Origin of the sequence: Halorubrum tropicale (assembly GCF_001280455.1) — an archaeon.
In the GTDB taxonomy this organism is placed as follows: domain Archaea; phylum Halobacteriota; class Halobacteria; order Halobacteriales; family Haloferacaceae; genus Halorubrum; species Halorubrum tropicale.
The window spans coordinates 1-18,785 of the sequence record NZ_LIST01000009.1 but is presented as its reverse complement, the minus strand read 5'-3'; the positions used below and the strand labels follow the sequence as shown (position 1 = coordinate 18,785).

At 51.6% G+C, this 18,785-nt stretch carries 19 protein-coding genes and 2 pseudogenes; 13 read left to right on the top strand and 8 right to left on the bottom strand.

Annotated elements, in window-relative coordinates; all coding sequences use genetic code 11:
• Positions 1 to 24: 24 nt before the first annotated feature.
• Entirely contained in the window at positions 25 to 681 is a 657-nt protein-coding gene (locus tag AMR74_RS15760; RefSeq protein ID WP_053773009.1) for a hypothetical protein, read from the bottom strand.
• Entirely contained in the window at positions 674 to 1,279 is a 606-nt protein-coding gene (locus tag AMR74_RS18770; protein ID WP_077152427.1) for a hypothetical protein, read from the bottom strand. The genes AMR74_RS15760 and AMR74_RS18770 overlap by 8 nt, the downstream gene beginning before the upstream one ends.
• A 288-nt stretch (positions 1,280 to 1,567) precedes the next feature.
• On the opposite strand from AMR74_RS18770, the gene AMR74_RS17890 reads away from it, so the two are divergent.
• The 5 genes and pseudogenes from AMR74_RS17890 to AMR74_RS19710 all read left to right on the top strand — a co-directional run bounded on the left by AMR74_RS17890 (position 1,568) and on the right by AMR74_RS19710 (position 5,398).
• Positions 1,568 to 1,798 (top strand): winged helix-turn-helix domain-containing protein, encoded by a 231-nt coding sequence (locus tag AMR74_RS17890; RefSeq protein WP_205625980.1) that lies wholly within the window; start codon positions 1,568 to 1,570, stop codon positions 1,796 to 1,798.
• An 839-nt stretch (positions 1,799 to 2,637) separates the two neighbouring features.
• Positions 2,638 to 3,480, top strand: coding sequence for a tyrosine-type recombinase/integrase (locus AMR74_RS18245; RefSeq protein ID WP_082356907.1), 843 nt, complete (start codon positions 2,638 to 2,640; stop codon positions 3,478 to 3,480).
• Between the two features lie 68 nt (positions 3,481 to 3,548).
• Complete coding sequence (locus AMR74_RS18765; RefSeq protein WP_139043033.1) at positions 3,549 to 4,412, top strand: helix-turn-helix domain-containing protein; 864 nt, start codon at positions 3,549 to 3,551, stop codon at positions 4,410 to 4,412.
• Between the two features lie 155 nt (positions 4,413 to 4,567).
• Positions 4,568 to 4,963, top strand: a complete 396-nt coding sequence (locus tag AMR74_RS15750) for an HVO_A0114 family putative DNA-binding protein (RefSeq protein ID WP_053773007.1) — start codon at positions 4,568 to 4,570, stop codon at positions 4,961 to 4,963.
• Positions 4,964 to 4,977: 14 nt separating this feature from the next.
• Positions 4,978 to 5,398, top strand: a pseudogene (locus tag AMR74_RS19710) (hypothetical protein).
• A 189-nt stretch (positions 5,399 to 5,587) separates the two neighbouring features.
• On the opposite strand, the gene AMR74_RS19265 reads toward AMR74_RS19710, so the two are convergent.
• Positions 5,588 to 5,749 (bottom strand): hypothetical protein, encoded by a 162-nt coding sequence (locus AMR74_RS19265; RefSeq protein WP_167551933.1) that lies wholly within the window; start codon positions 5,747 to 5,749, stop codon positions 5,588 to 5,590.
• A gap of 727 nt (positions 5,750 to 6,476) precedes the next feature.
• Positions 6,477 to 8,231, bottom strand: a complete 1,755-nt coding sequence (locus tag AMR74_RS15745; protein WP_053773006.1) for a transposase — start codon at positions 8,229 to 8,231, stop codon at positions 6,477 to 6,479.
• A gap of 274 nt (positions 8,232 to 8,505) precedes the next feature.
• On the opposite strand from AMR74_RS15745, the gene AMR74_RS17875 reads away from it, so the two are divergent.
• On the top strand, positions 8,506 to 9,012 hold the full coding sequence (locus AMR74_RS17875; RefSeq protein WP_077152408.1) for a hypothetical protein: 507 nt from the start codon (positions 8,506 to 8,508) through the stop codon (positions 9,010 to 9,012).
• 172 nt (positions 9,013 to 9,184) lie between these two features.
• On the opposite strand, the gene AMR74_RS20080 is transcribed toward AMR74_RS17875, so the two are convergent.
• Positions 9,185 to 9,988, bottom strand: coding sequence for a transcriptional regulator FilR1 domain-containing protein (locus tag AMR74_RS20080; RefSeq protein ID WP_077152426.1), 804 nt, complete (start codon positions 9,986 to 9,988; stop codon positions 9,185 to 9,187).
• A gap of 223 nt (positions 9,989 to 10,211) precedes the next feature.
• Here AMR74_RS20080 and AMR74_RS18760 point away from each other — a divergent pair, with 223 nt between their 5' ends.
• The 4 genes from AMR74_RS18760 to AMR74_RS17855 all read left to right on the top strand — a co-directional run bounded on the left by AMR74_RS18760 (position 10,212) and on the right by AMR74_RS17855 (position 13,740).
• Entirely contained in the window at positions 10,212 to 11,009 is a 798-nt protein-coding gene (locus AMR74_RS18760; RefSeq protein WP_139043032.1) for a hypothetical protein, read from the top strand.
• A 604-nt stretch (positions 11,010 to 11,613) separates the two neighbouring features.
• Positions 11,614 to 12,249 carry an IS6 family transposase gene (locus tag AMR74_RS17860; RefSeq protein WP_077152406.1) on the top strand — a complete coding sequence of 212 codons (636 nt, stop codon included), beginning with the start codon at positions 11,614 to 11,616 and terminating at the stop codon, positions 12,247 to 12,249.
• Positions 12,250 to 12,358: 109 nt separating this feature from the next.
• Positions 12,359 to 12,877, top strand: coding sequence for a hypothetical protein (locus AMR74_RS18755; RefSeq protein WP_139043031.1), 519 nt, complete (start codon positions 12,359 to 12,361; stop codon positions 12,875 to 12,877).
• Positions 12,878 to 12,918: 41 nt separating this feature from the next.
• Positions 12,919 to 13,740, top strand: coding sequence for an IS5 family transposase (locus AMR74_RS17855; RefSeq protein WP_077152405.1), 822 nt, complete (start codon positions 12,919 to 12,921; stop codon positions 13,738 to 13,740).
• Positions 13,741 to 13,801: 61 nt separating this feature from the next.
• Here the strand turns inward: AMR74_RS17855 and AMR74_RS18750 are convergent, their stop codons facing one another.
• On the bottom strand, positions 13,802 to 14,233 hold the full coding sequence (locus AMR74_RS18750) for a hypothetical protein (protein ID WP_139043030.1): 432 nt from the start codon (positions 14,231 to 14,233) through the stop codon (positions 13,802 to 13,804).
• A 682-nt stretch (positions 14,234 to 14,915) separates the two neighbouring features.
• Here AMR74_RS18750 and AMR74_RS15730 point away from each other — a divergent pair.
• Both AMR74_RS15730 and AMR74_RS15725 read left to right on the top strand, forming a co-directional pair.
• Positions 14,916 to 15,935, top strand: a pseudogene (locus tag AMR74_RS15730) (IS110 family transposase).
• Positions 15,936 to 16,210: 275 nt separating this feature from the next.
• Positions 16,211 to 17,041, top strand: a complete 831-nt coding sequence (locus tag AMR74_RS15725) for an IS5 family transposase (protein ID WP_077152404.1) — start codon at positions 16,211 to 16,213, stop codon at positions 17,039 to 17,041.
• A gap of 20 nt (positions 17,042 to 17,061) precedes the next feature.
• Here AMR74_RS15725 and AMR74_RS19260 read toward each other — a convergent pair whose 3' ends face one another.
• Positions 17,062 to 17,214 (bottom strand): hypothetical protein, encoded by a 153-nt coding sequence (locus AMR74_RS19260; RefSeq protein WP_167551932.1) that lies wholly within the window; start codon positions 17,212 to 17,214, stop codon positions 17,062 to 17,064.
• A 326-nt stretch (positions 17,215 to 17,540) separates the two neighbouring features.
• Between AMR74_RS19260 and AMR74_RS19695 the strand changes: the two genes are divergently transcribed.
• On the top strand, positions 17,541 to 18,224 hold the full coding sequence (locus AMR74_RS19695; RefSeq protein WP_240471218.1) for a hypothetical protein: 684 nt from the start codon (positions 17,541 to 17,543) through the stop codon (positions 18,222 to 18,224).
• Between the two features lie 89 nt (positions 18,225 to 18,313).
• On the opposite strand, the gene AMR74_RS17845 is transcribed toward AMR74_RS19695, so the two are convergent.
• On the bottom strand, positions 18,314 to 18,785 hold a 472-nt coding region (locus AMR74_RS17845), incomplete at its 5' end, for a DDE-type integrase/transposase/recombinase (RefSeq protein WP_077152402.1).

The window sequence follows — 18,785 nt, the reverse complement described above, 5'->3', positions numbered from 1 at the left end:
ACGCTCTCTCCAATCTGACCCCCTTCACCGACGCGGTGGCTGTAGATTCTTCATTTTGAAATCCGACTGAGCGACAAACTGTCCGGCTAGTTCAGCTAACTTCCGGGTTCGCTGGATGTCGGCCAGATTGTGCTTACAGAGCGGAAGCCAGTCACCAGTCTGGAACGCGTCAACGGCTTCAGCGCTATCGTCAAACGGGTCGCACGTCTCCTCACCAACAAGGATATCATACACGCCAACGAGGTCGGTGTGATCCTGTGTATTGAATCGGTCAACCACCTGTATCATATCGGCGTACGCGATATCGCCAAAGGGCCACCGTAGTCCATGTTGGAGAAATCGCGTCCGACAGAAGGGAAGATCGAACCCACCGTTCCACGTCTCTCCGTTGAACGCGGTCACGTAGTGGGTGTCGCCATCGAGTTGGTTCGTGACAAACGACGCAACCAGCTCAAGGAGTTCCCCTTCGTTAGCAACGACGTCAAGCTGGACAGTCCCGGTCGACTCCTCATCAAGCGCCGTCACCAGTGTGTTGCGATCTACCTCGCTATGGCCGCCAGTATTGAGAATAAGCGATTCACCGAGACCGTGGGCGAATCCAGCAACGGTGATGACCGCGTCCGCATCGAATCCAGACGTCTCGATGTCAAACGCAACTGGAGTGAGTCGTGAGTCACTCATCCGTGAGGTCGATAAGGTCCTCAGATTTGAATCGATCTGCCGAAACGCCCAATCGCTTCAGTAGGAGGTGCCACGAGATCTGACGGGTCTTCTGTTCACCCATCGTCACGTGATCTTCAAGAGACCAGTTATCAAGCACACCGTCAACTACCTCAGCAGGCACGAGTAATTTCCCTACCTCCTCTTCGATCCCGTATATGACTGAATACACGACAAAAAAGTATACGCCTCGTATTGAATCGTACTCTGAGGCTTCAGCTAGTAATTCGTCGTGATGGTGCTTCCAGATTCGGAACTGCCCGTACCGGCCCGACTCGTTGGTATTATTCTGATAGCGAGCCACACAGGATTTGACTTCAATCTCGTAGCCAATCTCACCAGGGACATAACTGTCAATATGTGAATCAACTGTCCCGCGGAAAGCGGTGCCAGACTCGTCAAATATGGCATTAACGAGACGTTCAGCATTATAACCTCGTCCAGACGCAGTCGACCGCCCGTATCCCTCACAGGTATTCGCATTTACCCCGTTTCGAATATCTTCTAATTTCATCTCAGGATTGATCACATCGGGGTTTGGAGAGCGGTTCTCTGTCATTGCCCACACCTCGCTATTGAGCTGGAGTTACCTCCGATAAGGGGTTGTTCACCAGGTAGTTCAACAGCTGCTGAACTCATTTTCTGAATGAATCCATTCCAGGCTACTCCTCGGATCAGAGGCTTACTGTGTGATGCCATGGCTCACGAGCAGATATACGTAGAATAGGTATAAAAATCTCATCAATAAATGAGGTTAACTCCATCAAATAGTTATCACATCTGATATATCGGTCGAAAAAGTAGTGCGGAACAGAGGAGAACCTGAGTGAGAGAGCCAGCCCCGTGGATGCAAATGCCAATTGACGACCGCATTCTTGAGGCACTAGCAACATCTGGGCTGGTCCTGTCCCCCTCCGTTATTGCGTTCAACATCGACAAGGCACGAAGCGAAGTAAACCGTCGACTCTCAGTACTTGTCGGTCATGGCCTCGTCGAGCGCGTCAAGCGAGGCTACTACAAGATCACCGAGATGGGTGACCAGTACCTTGCCGGCGATCTTGATCCTGACGAGCTCTAACTACATTTTAGTGGGCTGAGATCCAGAAGTAGCGTAGAATAGTTGGCGTAGCGAGCTTGGGCCACCCACTCGTCGTCCTCGAGGAGGTCGTCGGCCTCCCAGATTGGCTTAATCGCGCCCCTATAGGTGACTTCTTCCCTGCTCCCCCTCCGCACTGGCTGACGAGTGGTCGTTCACAGCCCCCCTGAGCCGCCGTCAGAGCCGTTCGAGGAATAAGCTGCCGACCGTCGATCTGTTCCCTGCTTATTGTCCCTCGGGCACAGGCGTCTCACAGCGCATCGCATTCGGCGCGACACTAAGCAGTCGCGTGGCCACCGACCGCACTGGATAGCTACAAGATCGACTTACTGAGTTGAATCTCGAATCCACCTGAACCAGGCTCAGAATAAACATATAAAAACCGATAAAAACGCTAGCTGGGGCAGTCCTCATACCAATATATACCAGAAAACAAATATTTCTAGCGTTGTAGGTATCACTTTACAGGTAGTTTTAACCTGACCACTATGAAGACAGTACTTGTCACCTGCTGATTCATCCAGTCGCTCTTGTGTAGATCTCCGGAACAGACGATTTGATATTTTGAACGCCTGCCGCTGTCCGGCGATCTGAGTCCCAGTTAACGTACTCAACTCGCTGCCGGGTACATCACAACAACCCCTTTCCGTGTTTCTAGATAGGAGCGCATCTAGTAATTTTGTAGCTGTTTGTAGCTGTTCATATTTGTCACCTACAATATTTAGGGGCTGATTTTCTAAACTGCCGGTAGAGCGCCTCTATCGGAGGCAATACTTGTAGGAGAAAATTTTTAAACCTACATATTGTAGGTGGTTCATATCATGAATAAGATTACAGGTCAGGGATATGGGGGATACACTCCTCCGAAACAAGAAAAGCGACATCCACTGACACGTCGTGACACTAGAAAGTTGTACCGAGCAGCCTGTGAGTATCCCGACCGAGAGACAGAGTTAGTCGGGCGAGTTCTACTTGACTATGGGCTCCGTGCCGGGGAACTTGCACATTCATGCGAGACGTGGGTCGGGACAGAATACAAGCAAAAGGGCGGCGAACTTTGGCGCATCAGCGTTCCACGTATCGAGTATTGCTACGGGGGAAAAGGAGGGTCCGCTGGCCACCAGAATGCTGACGGTGTAAACCTCCACGAAACCGACGAGCCATGTAGCTATTGCGTCGACCGTAACTGGGAGGCGAAAATCAACGGCAAGACAAAGAGCGACACGGGTTGGCTCACTAAAGAAGAAGGAAAAGAGTACGATTGGGCTCCAAAGAGTCGACGGTCCGCGACAAAGGTGTGGCAGTTTCCGAACATCGATGAATCGGCAGAAACAGCACGCCTTCTCAAGGAATTCCTAAGTGCACAAAAACACGGGCAGTGGCCCCACGGACAAAACGCCATCAGAAGCCGACTCAATAAACTCGTTGAGGCAGCCGATCTGGATCTTCCCGACCGAGTCCACAACAAAGTAGTTCCACATGCCCTTCGACACACTTACGGTTGCCGGCTCGTTGAGGCGTCAATCGGTGAGGGGGCAGCAATGAAACAGATGCGCCATCAGAACGCCGATATTTTCCATTGGTACAGCGACGTGCGAGACGCACGGGTCGTCAGCGCGATGGCCAATGCAGTCTCGGAAAGTGATTCCCTGTTACACGAATGAAGAGGGGATTTACTGTCGAAGAATGGAAACAACTCCGATCAGATGCTACTAGCTTTTCGCAAGAGGCAGTGACAGCTGTCACACCATTCTCAGGGCTAACTTCGAACGCGCTTGCACACATACGAAATGACTGGCTCATCTGGGAAGATGACTTCATCAAGATTAGAGTCCCACCGGAAGCATCATGTAATTCGTTTAGGTGTGGAGCGAGCGGACGCCCTAAAGCACCAGCGATTCTGTTAGAACGAGAGAAGCCCTGCGCAAGATGTCGAAAAGAGGGAGAAACTAACGAGTTTGAAAATAAATGGTTAGGGGGAAAAAAAGAGGGCGGAGCTCCGAATGAATGGTATGAAACCATTATCCATCAGGAGTTAGCAGGCCCAGCAGCCGATTTTTTCAATATGGTTTTTAATGTGTATGGACGGCCAGAAATCGGTCTGGCGCCTTCCAGTATATCAAAGGCAGCACATAGCGTCGGAAAAAAACACGTTGATAAAAACGAAGAGCCCTATACCAAATTGATTCGAACAGGCGCCGTGCTTTACGCTCATTACGGACTATCAGCAAACGATATTGCTGAGCTGACCCCATTCTCACCGAGAAGTGTGAGAAGAATTGTATATAAAACGCCAGAAGTCAGTCTCAATCAAAAAGATTCACTGACTGTTCTGAAAGCTATTAGCGACAGAGAACCAGTGACCGTAGAGGACTTGTCAAATGAGATTGAAGTAAAAAAAGCCGGAACGCATCACAGGCTAAGAAGGCTCAAACAAGAAGGAAGAGTAACGGTATCTAATAACCACTCTGGGCGGCCTGCTGCGACTTGGAAAACCACAGAGAATTGGGCGGCTAAGTTCTCCTGCGACAAGTGTGAGTTTAAGACTCATTCTCTCTGCGGAATCCGAACCCATAGAGAGCAAGCACACGATTAGCTGTTACTGGATATCTTGACAACACACAATCACCCACAAGTCATGATCCAATAGGAGTGATATATTGAGTGTGTATCTTATGCTTCTGCTTCCACTGGAGGTGGTAGTACGCTGATCGACGCACAATTGAAACCCCAGCCCCACCCCACAACATCATGACCCGAACACTACACGTCCAGATCAAGTCCGCGGATCGTAGCGGCCTCAAGGAGCGGCTCGAAGCGATCGACGCCGGCGACGACGTCGAACCCGGTGAGCCGACGCTGTCTATCGAGGACCTCGAGACGTTTGGTCGCGTATTCCGGTCGACCAACCTCGAACTGCTCGAAGCCATCGTTGAGCACGAGCCAGAGAACATCCGTGAACTTGCTCGACTTGTTGACCGGAACCCACCAGAGGTCCTTGAAAACGTGAACGAGCTCGCTGACTACGGGCTCATCGAAGTCGAAGAGAACGGCAGCGCAAAGCGCCCGGTAGTGTGGTACGACGAGATCGACGCGGACCCCCCGCTCACATCGGCGTCGGGACGGGAGCGCAAGGCGAACGCCTGAGCGCTGAGACAACGATGGCTGACGACATCGATCCCGAGAATCCTCGGCCCGGCGGTCACTACCATGTGGATCGAGATGCCGACTGGTTCTACGTCGACGACGACCTGGCGTCAACGATTGCCCTCGGGCCTGCGACCGACGGCGAGCCGGGCGACGATTGGGTGCTCACGCTCTCGGCTGCGATGTCGGAAGGGGATCCAACAGCTGCTGAGCGTGTCGCTGTTCGCCTCACTCCGTGGGCCTTACACGAGCTCTACACCGAGGCGAAGAACCTCTCGCCGGATGCCCGTCAGGGGGGGCCACAGTGCCGAATGTGGGCTCTGTGGAGAGCAGGTTCCCCTCGATCAGGCGTGGCTCGACAAGCAAAAAGAGCCTTGCCACCCAGACTGTTATTCTAAGGCGTTCGGTGCGCCTCTATGGTACGATGGCCAGTAAGTAGATGTCTACGAGGACTCCGCGGTGACAGCCTTATCCAACACTAAAGTGTGAATCTCCAGAGAAGTGACCGTCATCGGTGACCGCTATCTGGCCGATCTGAGTTGTTTTTGAGGATAGAACCGCCAGTCAGCAGATCCAGCTGTAGCCGTTGCTCAGTAGTGCTGAAAACAAATCGAAATAGTAGTGCTACGCGTCGATGTCGACGATGGTCGTCCTTTCACGCGGTACGATCTCGAGTGTAGCAGCGCTGCGCTCGATCTCCTCGGGCGTCGTCCCCTCAGCATCGGCGAGCAACTCGGTGAGCTCCTCGTCCGAGATTATGTCGGCGTCAGGAGGCTCACGGCTCATACCATATTCTACCCGGCGTGAAGAATAAACGTAGGTGTCGTCCCCCGGTAGTTCAGTTCTCTCGCTCCCACCATTCATTGATTTCTTGCGCGCCGATGTCGACAGTTGCGGTGATCCCGCATGAGCAGTGGATGCCGACGGTGCCTGGGTGCGTCGTGATCGGGCCCTTCCCTTGTCCACAGCCTGGGCAGTTGACGCGGAAGATATCGCCCATACACACCGATCCGTGTGGTCCGGGAAAGCCGCTCTGCTCAATCTTAACCAACAAACGGTGCTGGGACTGCCGGTTGTTGGTTAAGACTGAAACCACAGGACAGTGTGGGTGGTGGGGTCAGTGTTCTAGATAGCCTGAGTTATCTCGCATTCTAGCACTAAAGTCACCGGAAACCTGGTGTCTGGCGCGTTCACACCCTCGAGGAGGTTGATCCTCTTGTCTCGAAGCCGGGGTAAACACGCCTCAATCCGGGATCGATCAGCGGGAACACCCCGTTATCGAAGTGAAGTATATTGCATTTCGCTATATGATATCTGACTCGTGGAGTTGCGAATGCCGGTCAAAACGTTCACGGGATCGACTCTATTTGGACCAGTACCCGCTAGAAATAGCCGCGATTACGCTCTAATTGCTATCATAGAGCTAGAATTATTATACTAAACAAACTTATCGGTCGAAATCTACCTCAGCAAAGAGTGATGCCTCTCGCGAAGGGCTAGCCCAGACCGAGCTCTAAATGAGTGTGATCAGCTCTTTGTCCAGCCAATCAAGGAACCGACTGAGTGTGATTCTGGGCTTCTTCCGGGTTTCAATGACCCCAATACGCTCTTGTGTGAGGAAATCGACTAACAACCACATATTGTAGACCACACACCCGAAAGCGAAATGAAACCACCGTACTCCAAACTCCTTCGAGGTAGTCCACGCTGCTGCGTTCTTGATCGACGAGTACGAGTTCTCGATCGCTCCGCGGTTACTGTACTGTTCAATCTGCTTTTTCGCCCAGCGCCGATCGAGTGCGACCTCGTCACTCACATCGAGACTGGTGAGAAACGGCTGTGGCGATCCCTCTTCATGGACATCATCATCTTCCGCTGGGGGTAACACGGCAACGGTCGTATGTACCGTGTGGTTTGAGACGCCACCCTTCACTGTACCGTGTATGACGAAATCGTCCTCGACATACAGCGGGGTGTCGTTCGGTTCGTGATACCCCTGCTTCACTTGATCAAACCGGTCACACATCGGTCCAATTCGATGCTGATCTTTCTGAGCAGGGATCACGTAGTCCAATCCCTTGTCAGTAAGCGTCTGAATGACGTCCACAGCGTGGAATTCCCGATCGGCATACACCATCCTGATGTCGACGTAGTCTTCGGCGATCGAAAGGAGTCGCCGTGCAACATCCCCAATATAGTAGGAATTGCCCTTGCCGGGATAGGCGTCTGTCGCGGCGTAGTCCGTACTCCCAAGCGGACACACCCCGACGACATAGTGAGTGTTCTCGCCGACGATCACGACCGTCGCAAACTTGTGACACCAGGTGTATCCCTTTCCCTCTGGCGCGCCCTGGACCCATTTCATCTCGTCGCGATCGCCATAGTAGGCAACATACGTGATGTCCAGCGCGACCTTTGCTCGGGTCCCAAATCGTGAGCCGTTATCGTGTTCGAGCTCCCTGATTCGGGGCTTCGCGCGTGTGTAGGTCTTTCTGAGAGCGAAATTCAGCACAGTCGCGATGTCCTCGATGGACATCTGCTTGAGAGCCTCCAACAGGGTCTCACCAGAAGGACCATCCTCGTAGAACGAGTCATCAACAGCGGGATCTGGATTTTTCATGTCACCCAGCTTCTGTCCCGAACCGTGTGCCGCCTGCTGCTTGATCGATGCGATTGCTTCTAAGACGAGTAACTCATCGTCGTCGTAGATCGCGTCATCCGAGCGAGAGAGTGAGATTGAAGGGATGGCTACTGACTTCAACTCATCAAGCACCTCGTGACCCTTCTTCCGTAGCAAGCGTTGGACGGTTCGATTTGACAGCGACTCTTTGTCTTCGTCATCCGCTGTTTTGAGAAGAGCATTCCCGATTGGTGCGCCTCGTTCAGCCGCGAGCAGGCGGATCTCTTCAGCACCTGATTCGACGACCGTATGTAACTTTCCGAATCGGCTTTTAAGCCGAACTGGTTTACAGCTACTTTCTGAGGGGAGATCATCCATCTCAAACCCAAATGCACGGGCGAGTTCCGGTCGGTCAGAGAGGCGTTCTGGGATTCCTGACAGGGATTCACGCTCGACAGTTGCCCACAGATACGCCAGAAACATTGGCCGAAACGGAAGCGACGAACTCCACTCTGGGTGTGCGTCCCGTAGCGTATAGCGACTCACGTCCAGTTCGTTCGCAAGTGTGATCCAGTCCGTATTTGCAGTAAGGACATCATCAACTTGCTTTGTCAGCTTACTTTGAACCCGACTGCTCTCATTGCTCATCGGCTCTCACCGCCGATAGACAAAAATGAGCTGTCAACAGCCCAGTTGAGTGAAGACATTAGTATCGATAGTAGATTCATTTTGAACCTAACTACTGGCGTGTCGTTTCCGAAGTTTCCGGAATAACCTTCGATACGGAGGATTAAAAACAAAATTCGCATACTACCGTTCGTCTCAAACAGTAATACATAGAATATTTGAGTATTTTTTGAATGTCAGTATAATTTGAACTAATGTACAAGGTGAATAGCGCTGCATCACAGAGCAGTATGTAATGCCAGATGATATCCCCGATACAGCGCCCAATTTAGAGGATGTGGATTACGATGAACTATCGGAATTTTTTGAGAAGAAGGGCGCAGTTGAGTTGATCTCTCTTCTTGATGATGAAGGGTATCGATTCGACGAAATCGACGACTTACTGGATGTGAGCCGTGGATATCTAAATGATCGCCGGGACGAAGCCGTCCATCTCAGGCTGATTGTTCCTGACCAAGCATACCGAGATGACTCCGTCCGCCGTGTGTGGACTCTTACAGCGTTGGGCCACTACCTCCGACAGCGGATGCGCCATCTCGGAGTGACAGAGAGCCACGAGCGACTCATCACTGCAAGACGTGAATACGAAGACCGCAGGAGTGATTTTCTGGAGTGGGTTGATAATCCAGAGTCAATCGAAGCATACGCTGAAGATCTACGAGCTGGCAATCAGGTACATCCAAAAGAGTTGCCGCCTCAGTTACAAGACCTATTTCGTCGAGTAGATGACGACCATTTCTAATTCTTCTTGAGCTGTCGGTAGAGCTTTCGGATGGTGGTCTGTTGTGGTGTTGAATAGCGGTGATTGGGTGGACAAAGTAGGTGTAAATCGGTCCGTAAGCTGATGAACCACATGGTCCCAAAATTGGTACTGATGAACCGTTGATCATCAACCACTATTCAACAGAGCCGAATCAGCTAAATCCCGCACTACGCCTAGCAGACCCACGATAGAAGAGCTTCTCCGCGTCTTTCCGGATGCGGTCATATTGGTTGGTTGCCCAGTCGAGTGCGTCATTCGTATCGTTAATCAGAATACCTTGTACCCCTTGATCAGCATACACGATGAGACCTGTATGATCATCGTCCGCGATCCAGAGGGAGAACGTCACCGGGATGTCCGCATGGTACAATGTAGTATCGTCATCATTCATCGCTTTCGCGGTTGAATCGGGATGGAGCGTTCGAAGACGTTCAAACGTCTCAAGGGGAAGAACAACTTCCAGCTGGGCGTCACTACCACTTGTAGCAGCACGGTAGAACGGTTCATCATACCCAGCCATAGCGAGTGGAGTTACACCGCGAACATGGGTTGCGGATTCTACGGCATCAAGAAAGACTTGCATGACACCATCAGGGACTGGAGTAGTTGCGATGTAGACTTCTACATCGCGGAGGAAACGACGCTCGACGGGAGTGTCTCGCGGGAGTTCCTTGATTATCGGGATAACGTTAGTGAGACTCTCGAGCCCCTCCTTGTAGTTGATATGCTGCTTGAGCATATACTGGCCAAAGAGGGTGAGCTGCCACTTGCTGTCACGATAGACAACGAGATCGGCTGCCTCAAGTTCTCGGACGATGTCGTCAAGCGTAGACCGGGGGATCCCGATTTCGTCGACGAGGTCCCGTTTTTGCCGAGGTTGATCGAAAAGAGCGCGGAGGCATTCATATCGTTTCAGAAGGGTATCGGCGAGGTCTGACGGACTTTGGGGGGCCATCACGTCACATTATAGACTACTTTCCAATTTAAGTTCTTTTCTAATATTGATTAATGTATATGAATGGGTAATAATTTGAGCGCATAAAAATCACTGAAGCCGGGTTGAAAAAGCGAGTGGTTGGGAGGAGGTGGTGACAACTCACAAGGGTGCGGATATATCGCTATTTTCCGAGAAGGTGGAGTAAATACGCACCACACAAAATGGATTTTTGGGTGATACAATGACCCCAGATCCCACCGATGATACACGGAAAGTGGTGTCAAATTCTACTCGCCGCCGAGTACTGCGAACGCTCGGTACCGCTGCGGCAGCAGTGCCTCTAGGCGCAGGTGCTGTCGCCGGCGACAACACAGACGACTCCGCAAGTCCGTTCGATACATCGTTCGATCCGGAAGATGATGAGGCCGTCGCTCGTTTCATATCTAACACGTTCGACTGGTCGGTCGGTGTAAAAGAACGGAAGTCTGTCGCTGAGGCGGAACAGGCAATCGTTGACCAACGTAAGCGTGTAATCAAGGACCTCTCTGAGGAACAAGTTGAGGTGGTCCACAAAATGTTAAGCGACGCGGAGTTGGTCGTTGACAAAGAAGCGGCCCGAAAAACGGGCGCTACAACCACAGGTAACGGCCCCTCGCAGGAGAGCTGTAACAACTACGGTGACACAGTCTCTGCCTATATCCAAGTGCCATTCGTTGGTGACACGTTCCAAGCGTTCAATTTCGAGGTAGATATCGGTTGGTGTGTCGATGACGATGAGGTCATCAACGTTTCTCCATCGGCGATCGGAAACGCACAGGGATATGTCCTCGTCAACTGGGACTATCAAGGCATTTCTGATGAGAACCTTACATATCATCCAGACAACTACTACGCAACATCCTATCAAAAAGGGAAATATAACCGGTGTATCGTTGTCAAGAGTGGACTCTCCTGTGTAGCGACCGATTATGGCTGGATCGAAGCGGCTGTATATAACTACCGCTCGGGCCGAACGGTTGATAAAGGCTCGGACGGATAATAATACTACGGCTCTCTTCTACAGTTTCAATATTATACTGAGATACGTGTAGTCTGTCAAGGGTTTATGATCGTTACAAACGTCACCGAAAAAATATTTCGCAGGATATCGTCACCGGTACAAGAGATATAGCAGATAGAGGCTCGCAGTCGTGATGATAACCCCTATACTGACAAATCCAGCAGCTACAATACCGTTCGTATAACCAACTAACTGAATCGATTGGAGTCCTGTGAGCACCGCCACAATCGACAAAACTGTCCATACAATTGTTGAGAGAACAGAGCGTCCCATCTGAGATACCTCTTCTCGCACAAGTTTCCGAATGTTTTGCTCACCATCGCTGTCAGTACGATTCATGCTTATTCTTATCCCCTTATCTATTAAATAATTGTTGGTGAATATCATTCTTCAGAGCGGGTTCGTCGTGGTCACACGAAGCCAAAATGCTCGGTGGCCAGTTATTCAAACGATTGAACAGACACCTGCTGCCGTTGACTCGTTCACAATGCGGGAACCGTCAGTTGAAGACGTATTGGGCCCATACAACGGCGGTGTTCAGATAAGGATTGAAAGGTGAGGCGGTACGTTTTCAAAGTGGTCTATGCCCGAAAACGACCGCCTCAACGGCTGTTTAGACGAGATTGACTTAGACTTTGTGGAGCGAGAAGCAACACCGAAGTTGTTGATGAAGCTCAGTATTCAGATCCATCTTGCTGGATTATCGCTTTCGAATACTGTTTCGTTTCTTGAGGTATTCGGTGTTGATCGGGCTCGATCCACGGTTCATAACTGGGTCCACAAGGCTGATCTACAGCCAGAATCTGGTCGGAACCCGAATCACGTTGCGGTTGATGAAACGGTGATTCAGCTTGACGATAAGCAATATTGGCTGTACGCTGCCGTCGATCCAGACTCAAACGATTTACTTCACACAAGGCTTGAGCCGACAAGAACGAACGTGATCGCAGATCAATTTTTTGCGGAACTCCGCGAAAAACACGACGTGGATGATGCGATCTTTCTCGTTGATGGTGCGGTTCCACTTCACCGAGCATGTGAAAAACATGGCCTCGATTTCAGATACGAACGACATGGAAATCGAAACAGCGTTGAACGTGTCTTTCGTGAGGTAAAACGCAGAACTACCAGTTTCTCAAACTGTTTCAGCAATGCCGAAGCAGAAACTGCTAACGAGTGGCTGAGACCGTTCGCTTTCGCATGGAATCAACTTATCTGAACACTACCCTTATAATTCCTGAGTATAGTCCAATAAGACAATTGTGAATGTTTGAGACACAATTTAATATATCATAAGTTTAATTTTACTTGGTATATTAATATATAGTATGGTCTCCCACAGAGAAAATATCTTGGATGTGGTCCTCAAACGTCAAAATATCCTCGAATTTATTTGCCAAGAAAAACCGTATAAACGCACGCTCGTTGAGAATCTTTCAGAATCACGCCCAACTATTGACCGGGCAGTTCGAGAATTGGAAGACCATGATCTAGTTAAACGTGTGGATGGAGTCTGTAAGCCAACATACACTGGAAAGACCGCATACGAACTCTGTGAAGAGTTCAGGAACTCCTTCCAGATATTAAAAGAAACGAGTACTGAACTGTCATCGCTCCCGCCTGACGCAGGTTTAGACAAGTCAATTTTTCTGGGTGGATCTGTCTTTCACCCACCCGACTCCGCCCCCTACGAGACGATACAGTCGATCGACGAAGACATCGGAAACGGAGAGAAGATCGTAGCAGCCACAGAGGTGTTGACTCCCTACATCGACCAAATTCTCAGACAGGGAGCAGACAATAAGGAGGATATCACGCTATTTCTGAGTAATAGCGGGCTCTGTTGAAATCCTCAGAGAGTTACATGTTCGCCGTATAATTCGACGAGATGAAGGCCCTCCCAAAGTCGAAGATTCTCCGGTTTACCGAGAAGGCGGTCCATCTGGCCCGCCGAGCAGTCTCTCGATACTCCTCGAAGTTTTCCAAACACCGCTATACACTTCCACAGCACGTTGTTCTGCTCTGTCTCAAAGTTCGAAAGAACACAACCTACCGTGGCCTGCTTGACGAACTGATCGAGATGCCACGCATCCGCCGAGCTCTTGGACTAGCCGAGCTTCCTACGCCATCAACGCTCTGTAAGGCGTTCAATCGACTTGATATGGCTGTATGGCGTGTTATATTGACCCTCTCAGCGACGCTACTTCCGACGAGCGGTGTCGTTGGTGTTGATGCGTCAGGATTCGACCGCAGTCACGCCTCAAAACACTACACAAAACGCGCGGAACTCACGATTCAGCAACTCAAAGTGACGCTATTGGTTGATGCGAAGGTGAACTCAATTCTCGATCTCCACGTGACGACAACACGAAAACACGATAGCCAGATTGCGCCGTCGTTGATCAAGCGCAACCCCGAAGATATTGACGTTCTACTCGGTGACAAGGGCTACGACGACCAGAAGATCAGACGACTTGCTCGTCAACACGAGGTTCGTCCACTGATCAAGCATCGTGAGTTCACGTCACTCCACCGGGCATGGAACGCACGCTTAGACACTGATCTCTACGGCCAGCGGAGTCAATCAGAGACGGTCAATTCAACGCTCAAACGAAAATACGGTGCATTTGTCCGCTCACGACGCTGGTGGAAGCAGTTCCGTGAACTCACTATCGCCTGTCTCAGTCACAACATCGACCGATCACTCTGAACGGTCAATGTAGTCTGTAGGAGTGACACTCAATGAGGACAAAATCGGAGTGGCTACTGTATCAGCTACTGGTGATTGTAAGGTCAAATTCTTCTTGAACGGTTCGGTCAGAGTCATCATTTAGATAGACTGTAACCCCGTACTGGTACTCACCGGGTTCTACAGACTCTGCGATGGAAATTGGTGCTTCGACGGTTACGTCAGTACGTGACGACCAGTACCATTGAGGTGGGTCTGAGTCACCTCCTGAATCTGGCGGAGGTGTCACATTTATCTCCGAGAGATCGGTCTCAATGGTAACTCCTTCTGGCTCCGGCTGAAACGAGAATCCGCCAATATCAGTCGCCTCGACGGTGATTGTTGACTCCTCACCGGGTGAGAGCGTTAACTCACCTCCATCAATCGTTGGGCTCCACTCTCCATCACCAATACAGCCAGCCACTGCAACTGTTCCAACGGTTAGAAGGCCAGAAACGAATTTTCGTCGTTCCATATGAATCGATTCCACCCAACGTGGTTAACATTATGGTGCCTGTGTCTATGATTGCCCACGTCTCACTCTTCAGTAACCGGCTGTTTCAGCTTTGTTTGTGTCTGAAGAATGGGATTTCAACAGAGCCTAATAGCGTTTTAGATGTTCTTCTCAAGAATCAACCTGATACAATCATCCCACATATCGAATCTTGTAAAGCGATCTACAAAGGGATCGAACTTCCACAATATAGCCTCTTTCTGATTGATGATGAAATTCTGTATACGGGTATCTATTCTCGGACAAATCATCTCTCAACTGTCATTCGAAATACAAATCCGCAAGTGATCCGATGGGCGAAAAAAATGGTCTCCGGATTCGAAGATGAGGGTACACTCCTCACAGCGTAAGACGTTAGCTTATTTTAAGAGACATTGCCATTGGTGTCGATGATGTTTCTGTCAGTTTAATATCTTTTCATTGCTCTGATGGGATGAAAGCCTGCTAAGTCCCCAGCGTGCGTGAAGAGGTACTGGGGTGGTCAAAGGCCGATGATTCAACAGCGTCATAGAACGCGTGGCTCTGATTGGCCTACCTGCCAAGGACGCACTATCATGGGAGGCCGCCCGGATGCCGTCAGCATCCGGGCGGCGAGCCCGAATAGGTGTGGCTCCCTTCACGCACAAACCGCCCCACAGGAACCATGTACTACCTCGGAATCGACCTTCATAAAGATGAGTCGCACGTCGCTGTTTTGGACGACGATGCCGAGGTCGTCGAAGAGATTCGCGTCAAAAACGCGAATCTCGACGAAATCGGTGAAGAATACGCTGGAGCCAAAGCCGCGATCGAAGCAACCAGCAACTACTACACGGTCTACGACACCCTTGACGAACACCTCGACGTGGTTGTCGCAGATCCGAGCCAAACCAAGGCGATCGGCTATGTTGAGGTGAAAAACGACCGGCTCGACGCGAAGTTGCTCGCGCAACTTCGCCGAGCCGGCATGATCGCTAAGAGTTACGTTCCGCCCGAAGAACTCCGGGAGCGCCGCGCACTCGTGCGTGGCCGGAAGCGATTAGTCGAGAAGCGGACGGATTTCAAAAACGAAGTCCACGCTGTTCTCGACAAACACGGGATCACCTACGACTGGGATCCGTTCAGCGTGAACGGGAGAGAAATCCTCGCCGGCGAGGATTTCTCGCTCGGTGTCGTCGGCGATCAGTTGATGGAGTCGTTCCTCTCGATCATCGACGAGCTAACCGCTCAGATCGAGGAACTCGAAGAGATGATCGAAGAGATGATCGAAGAGACCGCTGCGTCTCTGGAGGAGACGCAGCTGTTGATGACGATTCCCGGCGTGACTTTCTACTCGTCGTTGCTGATCACCTCGGAGATCGGTGAGATCGACCGGTTCAACGAGGCGAATCAGGTAGTGAGCTACGCGGGATTGGATCCGGTCGTCCGCGATTCAGGTGACTCGCGGACTGAAGGATCAATCTCAAAACGGGGAAGTGGAGACTTACGCTGAATCCTCGTCCAATGCGTCCAAACGTCGGTTCATCGGTGTAACGATCCGTATCTTGGACGCTTCTACGCTCGGTTGAAACAGCGGAAGAATCACCAGATAGCGATCGTCGCAACGGCGCGAAAACTGCTCGTGTCGATCTTCCACATGCTGGAGCGTGAGGAGGTGTATGATCCACCAGAGGTGAGTGCCTGAGGGCCGCCGGCCCGGCGGCCCTCATCGGCCGGTCGCAGCGGTCGTGAGCTATAGCTGTCGCCTTCACGTTCTGACCGCCTGCCGGCTGGTTCCTGAACTATCACGGTGCCTGCTTGTAGTTTCTCTCTCGTGATCAAGATCGGATCGATCCCGGCGAAAAATATAGTATCGCAGACGTGGTTTGTTGAGCTAGCAGGCTTTCATAGGTGTTGAATCCGCAGAAGGCGGCGGGATAGCGTCGCTCTGAAGGTAGTAGCGAAGCGGAAGAGTCGAATGTGACTACCCTACTCTTCCGCTTCGTTAAGCAAGCCGCGTCGCTGGCTCAAAAGCGCTGTGCCGCCAGTCTAACGGCGGTGAGTGATCCGACTGGCAACGGATTTTCCGGTTGGAAGCATGTCACGCTCCACTTTTTGCGGGTTCACATGGATGCGACGTACCGCGAAATCGTCGATTGGGCGAGTGAAATGGATCGAGTTCGTGGTCTGTTACAGCTGTCGCGGACGGCATTTCCCGCACCCTCAACGCTGTACCGGTCGTTTGAGAGGGTGCCCATGTCGATGTGGCGTGGCTTCCTTCGTGAGTCCGCGGACATCTGCGAGCCGGGCTCGCACGGTGCCATCGATGCCACATTCTTCGACCGCGAAACGGCATCGAGACACTACCAACACCGCTCGGATCGCCACATATACACGCTCAAAACGACGGTACTCGTCGATACAGATTCGTGTGCCATCCTCGATGTTCACTGCTCGACACACTGGCCCCACGACACCAAGACTGGCCGCCGAGTCGCCCTTCGTAAGACCGAGAAAATCGAGAGTCTCGCCGGCGACAAAGGCTATGACGACCAATTTCTCCGGGACGCCCTCCGTTCAGAGGGCGTCCGGCCTTTACTGCGCCACCGACTGTTCGCTGCGTACGATCACGCACACAACGCACGGTTGGACAGCGATTTATATGGCCAGCGCTGGATGGCCGAGTCGGCCTTTTTGGGCATCAAGCGTCGGTTCGGCCCCGCTGTCCACCCTCGCGCTTGGTACCGCGAGTTCCGCGAACTCGTGTTGACCGCCGCAGTCTACAACCTCGAACAGGCGTTCAAACAGTAACCCCGACGCCGTCATCGGATTCAACAAAGCAGTCGATTGGAAACGGTTGTACCGACCTCGAAGATCGGGGAGTTGTAGTCAACGGCATCGAAGCCAGCGAGGGCGAATCGGGCGGTTCGATGTATCGTATCGAGGGCATTGCCGGCATCAAATATGTTGTTCTTGTCGGTCATACGACTCACGCGACGAATATCAATGATTCCACGTATTGCGTTGGAGGTAGCCGTGACATCGGACGGAAGGCTGCCGGTCACGCTTGTTTCCACAAGAACAACGAGCACGAACTTACAATCTAAAGACCGAACTGAACTGTAATACTCCTTTTTCGAGTTCAAGGGTTGTACTGTCGTCAAACAGTCTTCATTTCATCACCATGTTGGAATTTGTTTGTGTGTGGAACGCCAGTTCAACCTGGTGATAATATTTCATCAGTTAATAATAATATATTATGTGCCATAGGGGAGAAATGTGTTCGGATACCCGGACACATGATAGAGCTATGTCAGGGAACGATCCCAACGAGCAGACAGACCAGCCGAAGAGTACTCGGAGAAACGCCCTCAGAGTCGGCGGTGTCGCACTCGCATCCCTCGCGGGCATCGGTGGTGCGGGCGCAGGCTCAGCTCTCGCTGCTGATGACGTCGACACCGACTTCGACCCAGACGACCGTGACGAGGTTGTTGGGTTCCTCAACGATGTCGACAGGCTCTCCGAGGAGAAGCAGAACCGGTACGCGAAAGAACTGTCCAAGGCTCAGAAAGAGGCGATTGCCGACCTCTATATGAACGCCAATCTGGAGATCACGATGCACACCGAACCACGGGATCTCCAGACCAGCGACAGCTACACGACTGCGAACGAGATCATCGAAGTGGAGGGAACCGTCGTAGGGTTCGGAACGGTCTACGTTCACAAGCAGGTTCTCAGCTGGGACTACAACGGGGACGACTACAAGAGCCCCTCCCAGGATCTCGAGTATTCGCTTCCCGGTCCGTTCGCGACGTTCCAGGGGAAGACCGAAGACAACATCGACGAGAACGCCTCGTCGTTCACCGCATCTCTGTCCGCCGAGTACGCTTTCGAACTCTTCGGTGTCCAGCGTGGTGGCGAAGCCACGCTCGTCACCGTGGGGCAGGACAACGGCGGCTTCGAAGTGGAGGAGAGCAACGCTCCTACCAGCTGACTGTACTGGAAGTCAAGTATCCCCGTTTTATTTTTTAGGCTAAGGTACTTTCGCGACGGTATCCGCTCTTAGTAGCCTACTGGGTCGCGTTAAGTTTGGCGTGAATTGTGGTAGACGGCAAAGGCTTCGAGCCAGTTTTGAGCTGTCTCTAGCGCGACATTGCTGAAACTATTCGCAAATGATGATGTTCGTCGTTCTGTCTCCCAAAAGACACGTTCGATAGCATTCCGATTTCCATGTCGAATGATTTGAAATCGATACCCGTCTTCAGCAAGAACTGATCCAAGATAGTCTGCGTCATCGACGAGAAATTCGACGTTATTCAGCTGATAGCGCCGGTGTAGCTCGGTGAGAAACCATCGCGTTGTCTGTTTATTTGCGGTCGGATAGAGGCTCAAGTGAAGGATCTCGTTCGTCTGTGGATCAACCGCGGCGTACAGCCAGAACTTCTGGCCGTGGAGGCGGATCATCTTTTCGTCAACCGCGAGTTGATCCTCGGAGACGGTCGAGATCGGCTGTAGATCGGCCTTATGAACCCAGTTGTGGATCGCGACGTGACTT

Excerpts from the sequence above, each read along its gene's own strand:
- AMR74_RS15760 (WP_053773009.1), bottom strand. The coding sequence starts at position 681 with ATGAGTGACTCACGACTCACTCCAGTTGCGTTTGACATCGAGACGTCT.
- AMR74_RS18770 (WP_077152427.1), bottom strand. The coding sequence starts at position 1,279 with ATGACAGAGAACCGCTCTCCAAACCCCGATGTGATCAATCCTGAGATG.
- AMR74_RS17890 (WP_205625980.1), top strand. The coding sequence starts at position 1,568 with ATGCAAATGCCAATTGACGACCGCATTCTTGAGGCACTAGCAACATCT.
- AMR74_RS18245 (WP_082356907.1), top strand. The coding sequence starts at position 2,638 with ATGAATAAGATTACAGGTCAGGGATATGGGGGATACACTCCTCCGAAA.
- AMR74_RS15750 (WP_053773007.1), top strand. The coding sequence starts at position 4,568 with ATGACCCGAACACTACACGTCCAGATCAAGTCCGCGGATCGTAGCGGC.
- AMR74_RS19265 (WP_167551933.1), bottom strand. The coding sequence starts at position 5,749 with ATGAGCCGTGAGCCTCCTGACGCCGACATAATCTCGGACGAGGAGCTC.
- AMR74_RS15745 (WP_053773006.1), bottom strand. The coding sequence starts at position 8,231 with ATGAGCAATGAGAGCAGTCGGGTTCAAAGTAAGCTGACAAAGCAAGTT.
- AMR74_RS17875 (WP_077152408.1), top strand. The coding sequence starts at position 8,506 with ATGCCAGATGATATCCCCGATACAGCGCCCAATTTAGAGGATGTGGAT.
- AMR74_RS20080 (WP_077152426.1), bottom strand. The coding sequence starts at position 9,988 with ATGGCCCCCCAAAGTCCGTCAGACCTCGCCGATACCCTTCTGAAACGA.
- AMR74_RS18760 (WP_139043032.1), top strand. The coding sequence starts at position 10,212 with ATGACCCCAGATCCCACCGATGATACACGGAAAGTGGTGTCAAATTCT.
- AMR74_RS17860 (WP_077152406.1), top strand. The coding sequence starts at position 11,614 with ATGCCCGAAAACGACCGCCTCAACGGCTGTTTAGACGAGATTGACTTA.
- AMR74_RS18755 (WP_139043031.1), top strand. The coding sequence starts at position 12,359 with ATGGTCTCCCACAGAGAAAATATCTTGGATGTGGTCCTCAAACGTCAA.
- AMR74_RS17855 (WP_077152405.1), top strand. The coding sequence starts at position 12,919 with ATGAAGGCCCTCCCAAAGTCGAAGATTCTCCGGTTTACCGAGAAGGCG.
- AMR74_RS18750 (WP_139043030.1), bottom strand. The coding sequence starts at position 14,233 with ATGGAACGACGAAAATTCGTTTCTGGCCTTCTAACCGTTGGAACAGTT.
- AMR74_RS19260 (WP_167551932.1), bottom strand. The coding sequence starts at position 17,214 with ATGACCGACAAGAACAACATATTTGATGCCGGCAATGCCCTCGATACG.
- AMR74_RS19695 (WP_240471218.1), top strand. The coding sequence starts at position 17,541 with ATGTCAGGGAACGATCCCAACGAGCAGACAGACCAGCCGAAGAGTACT.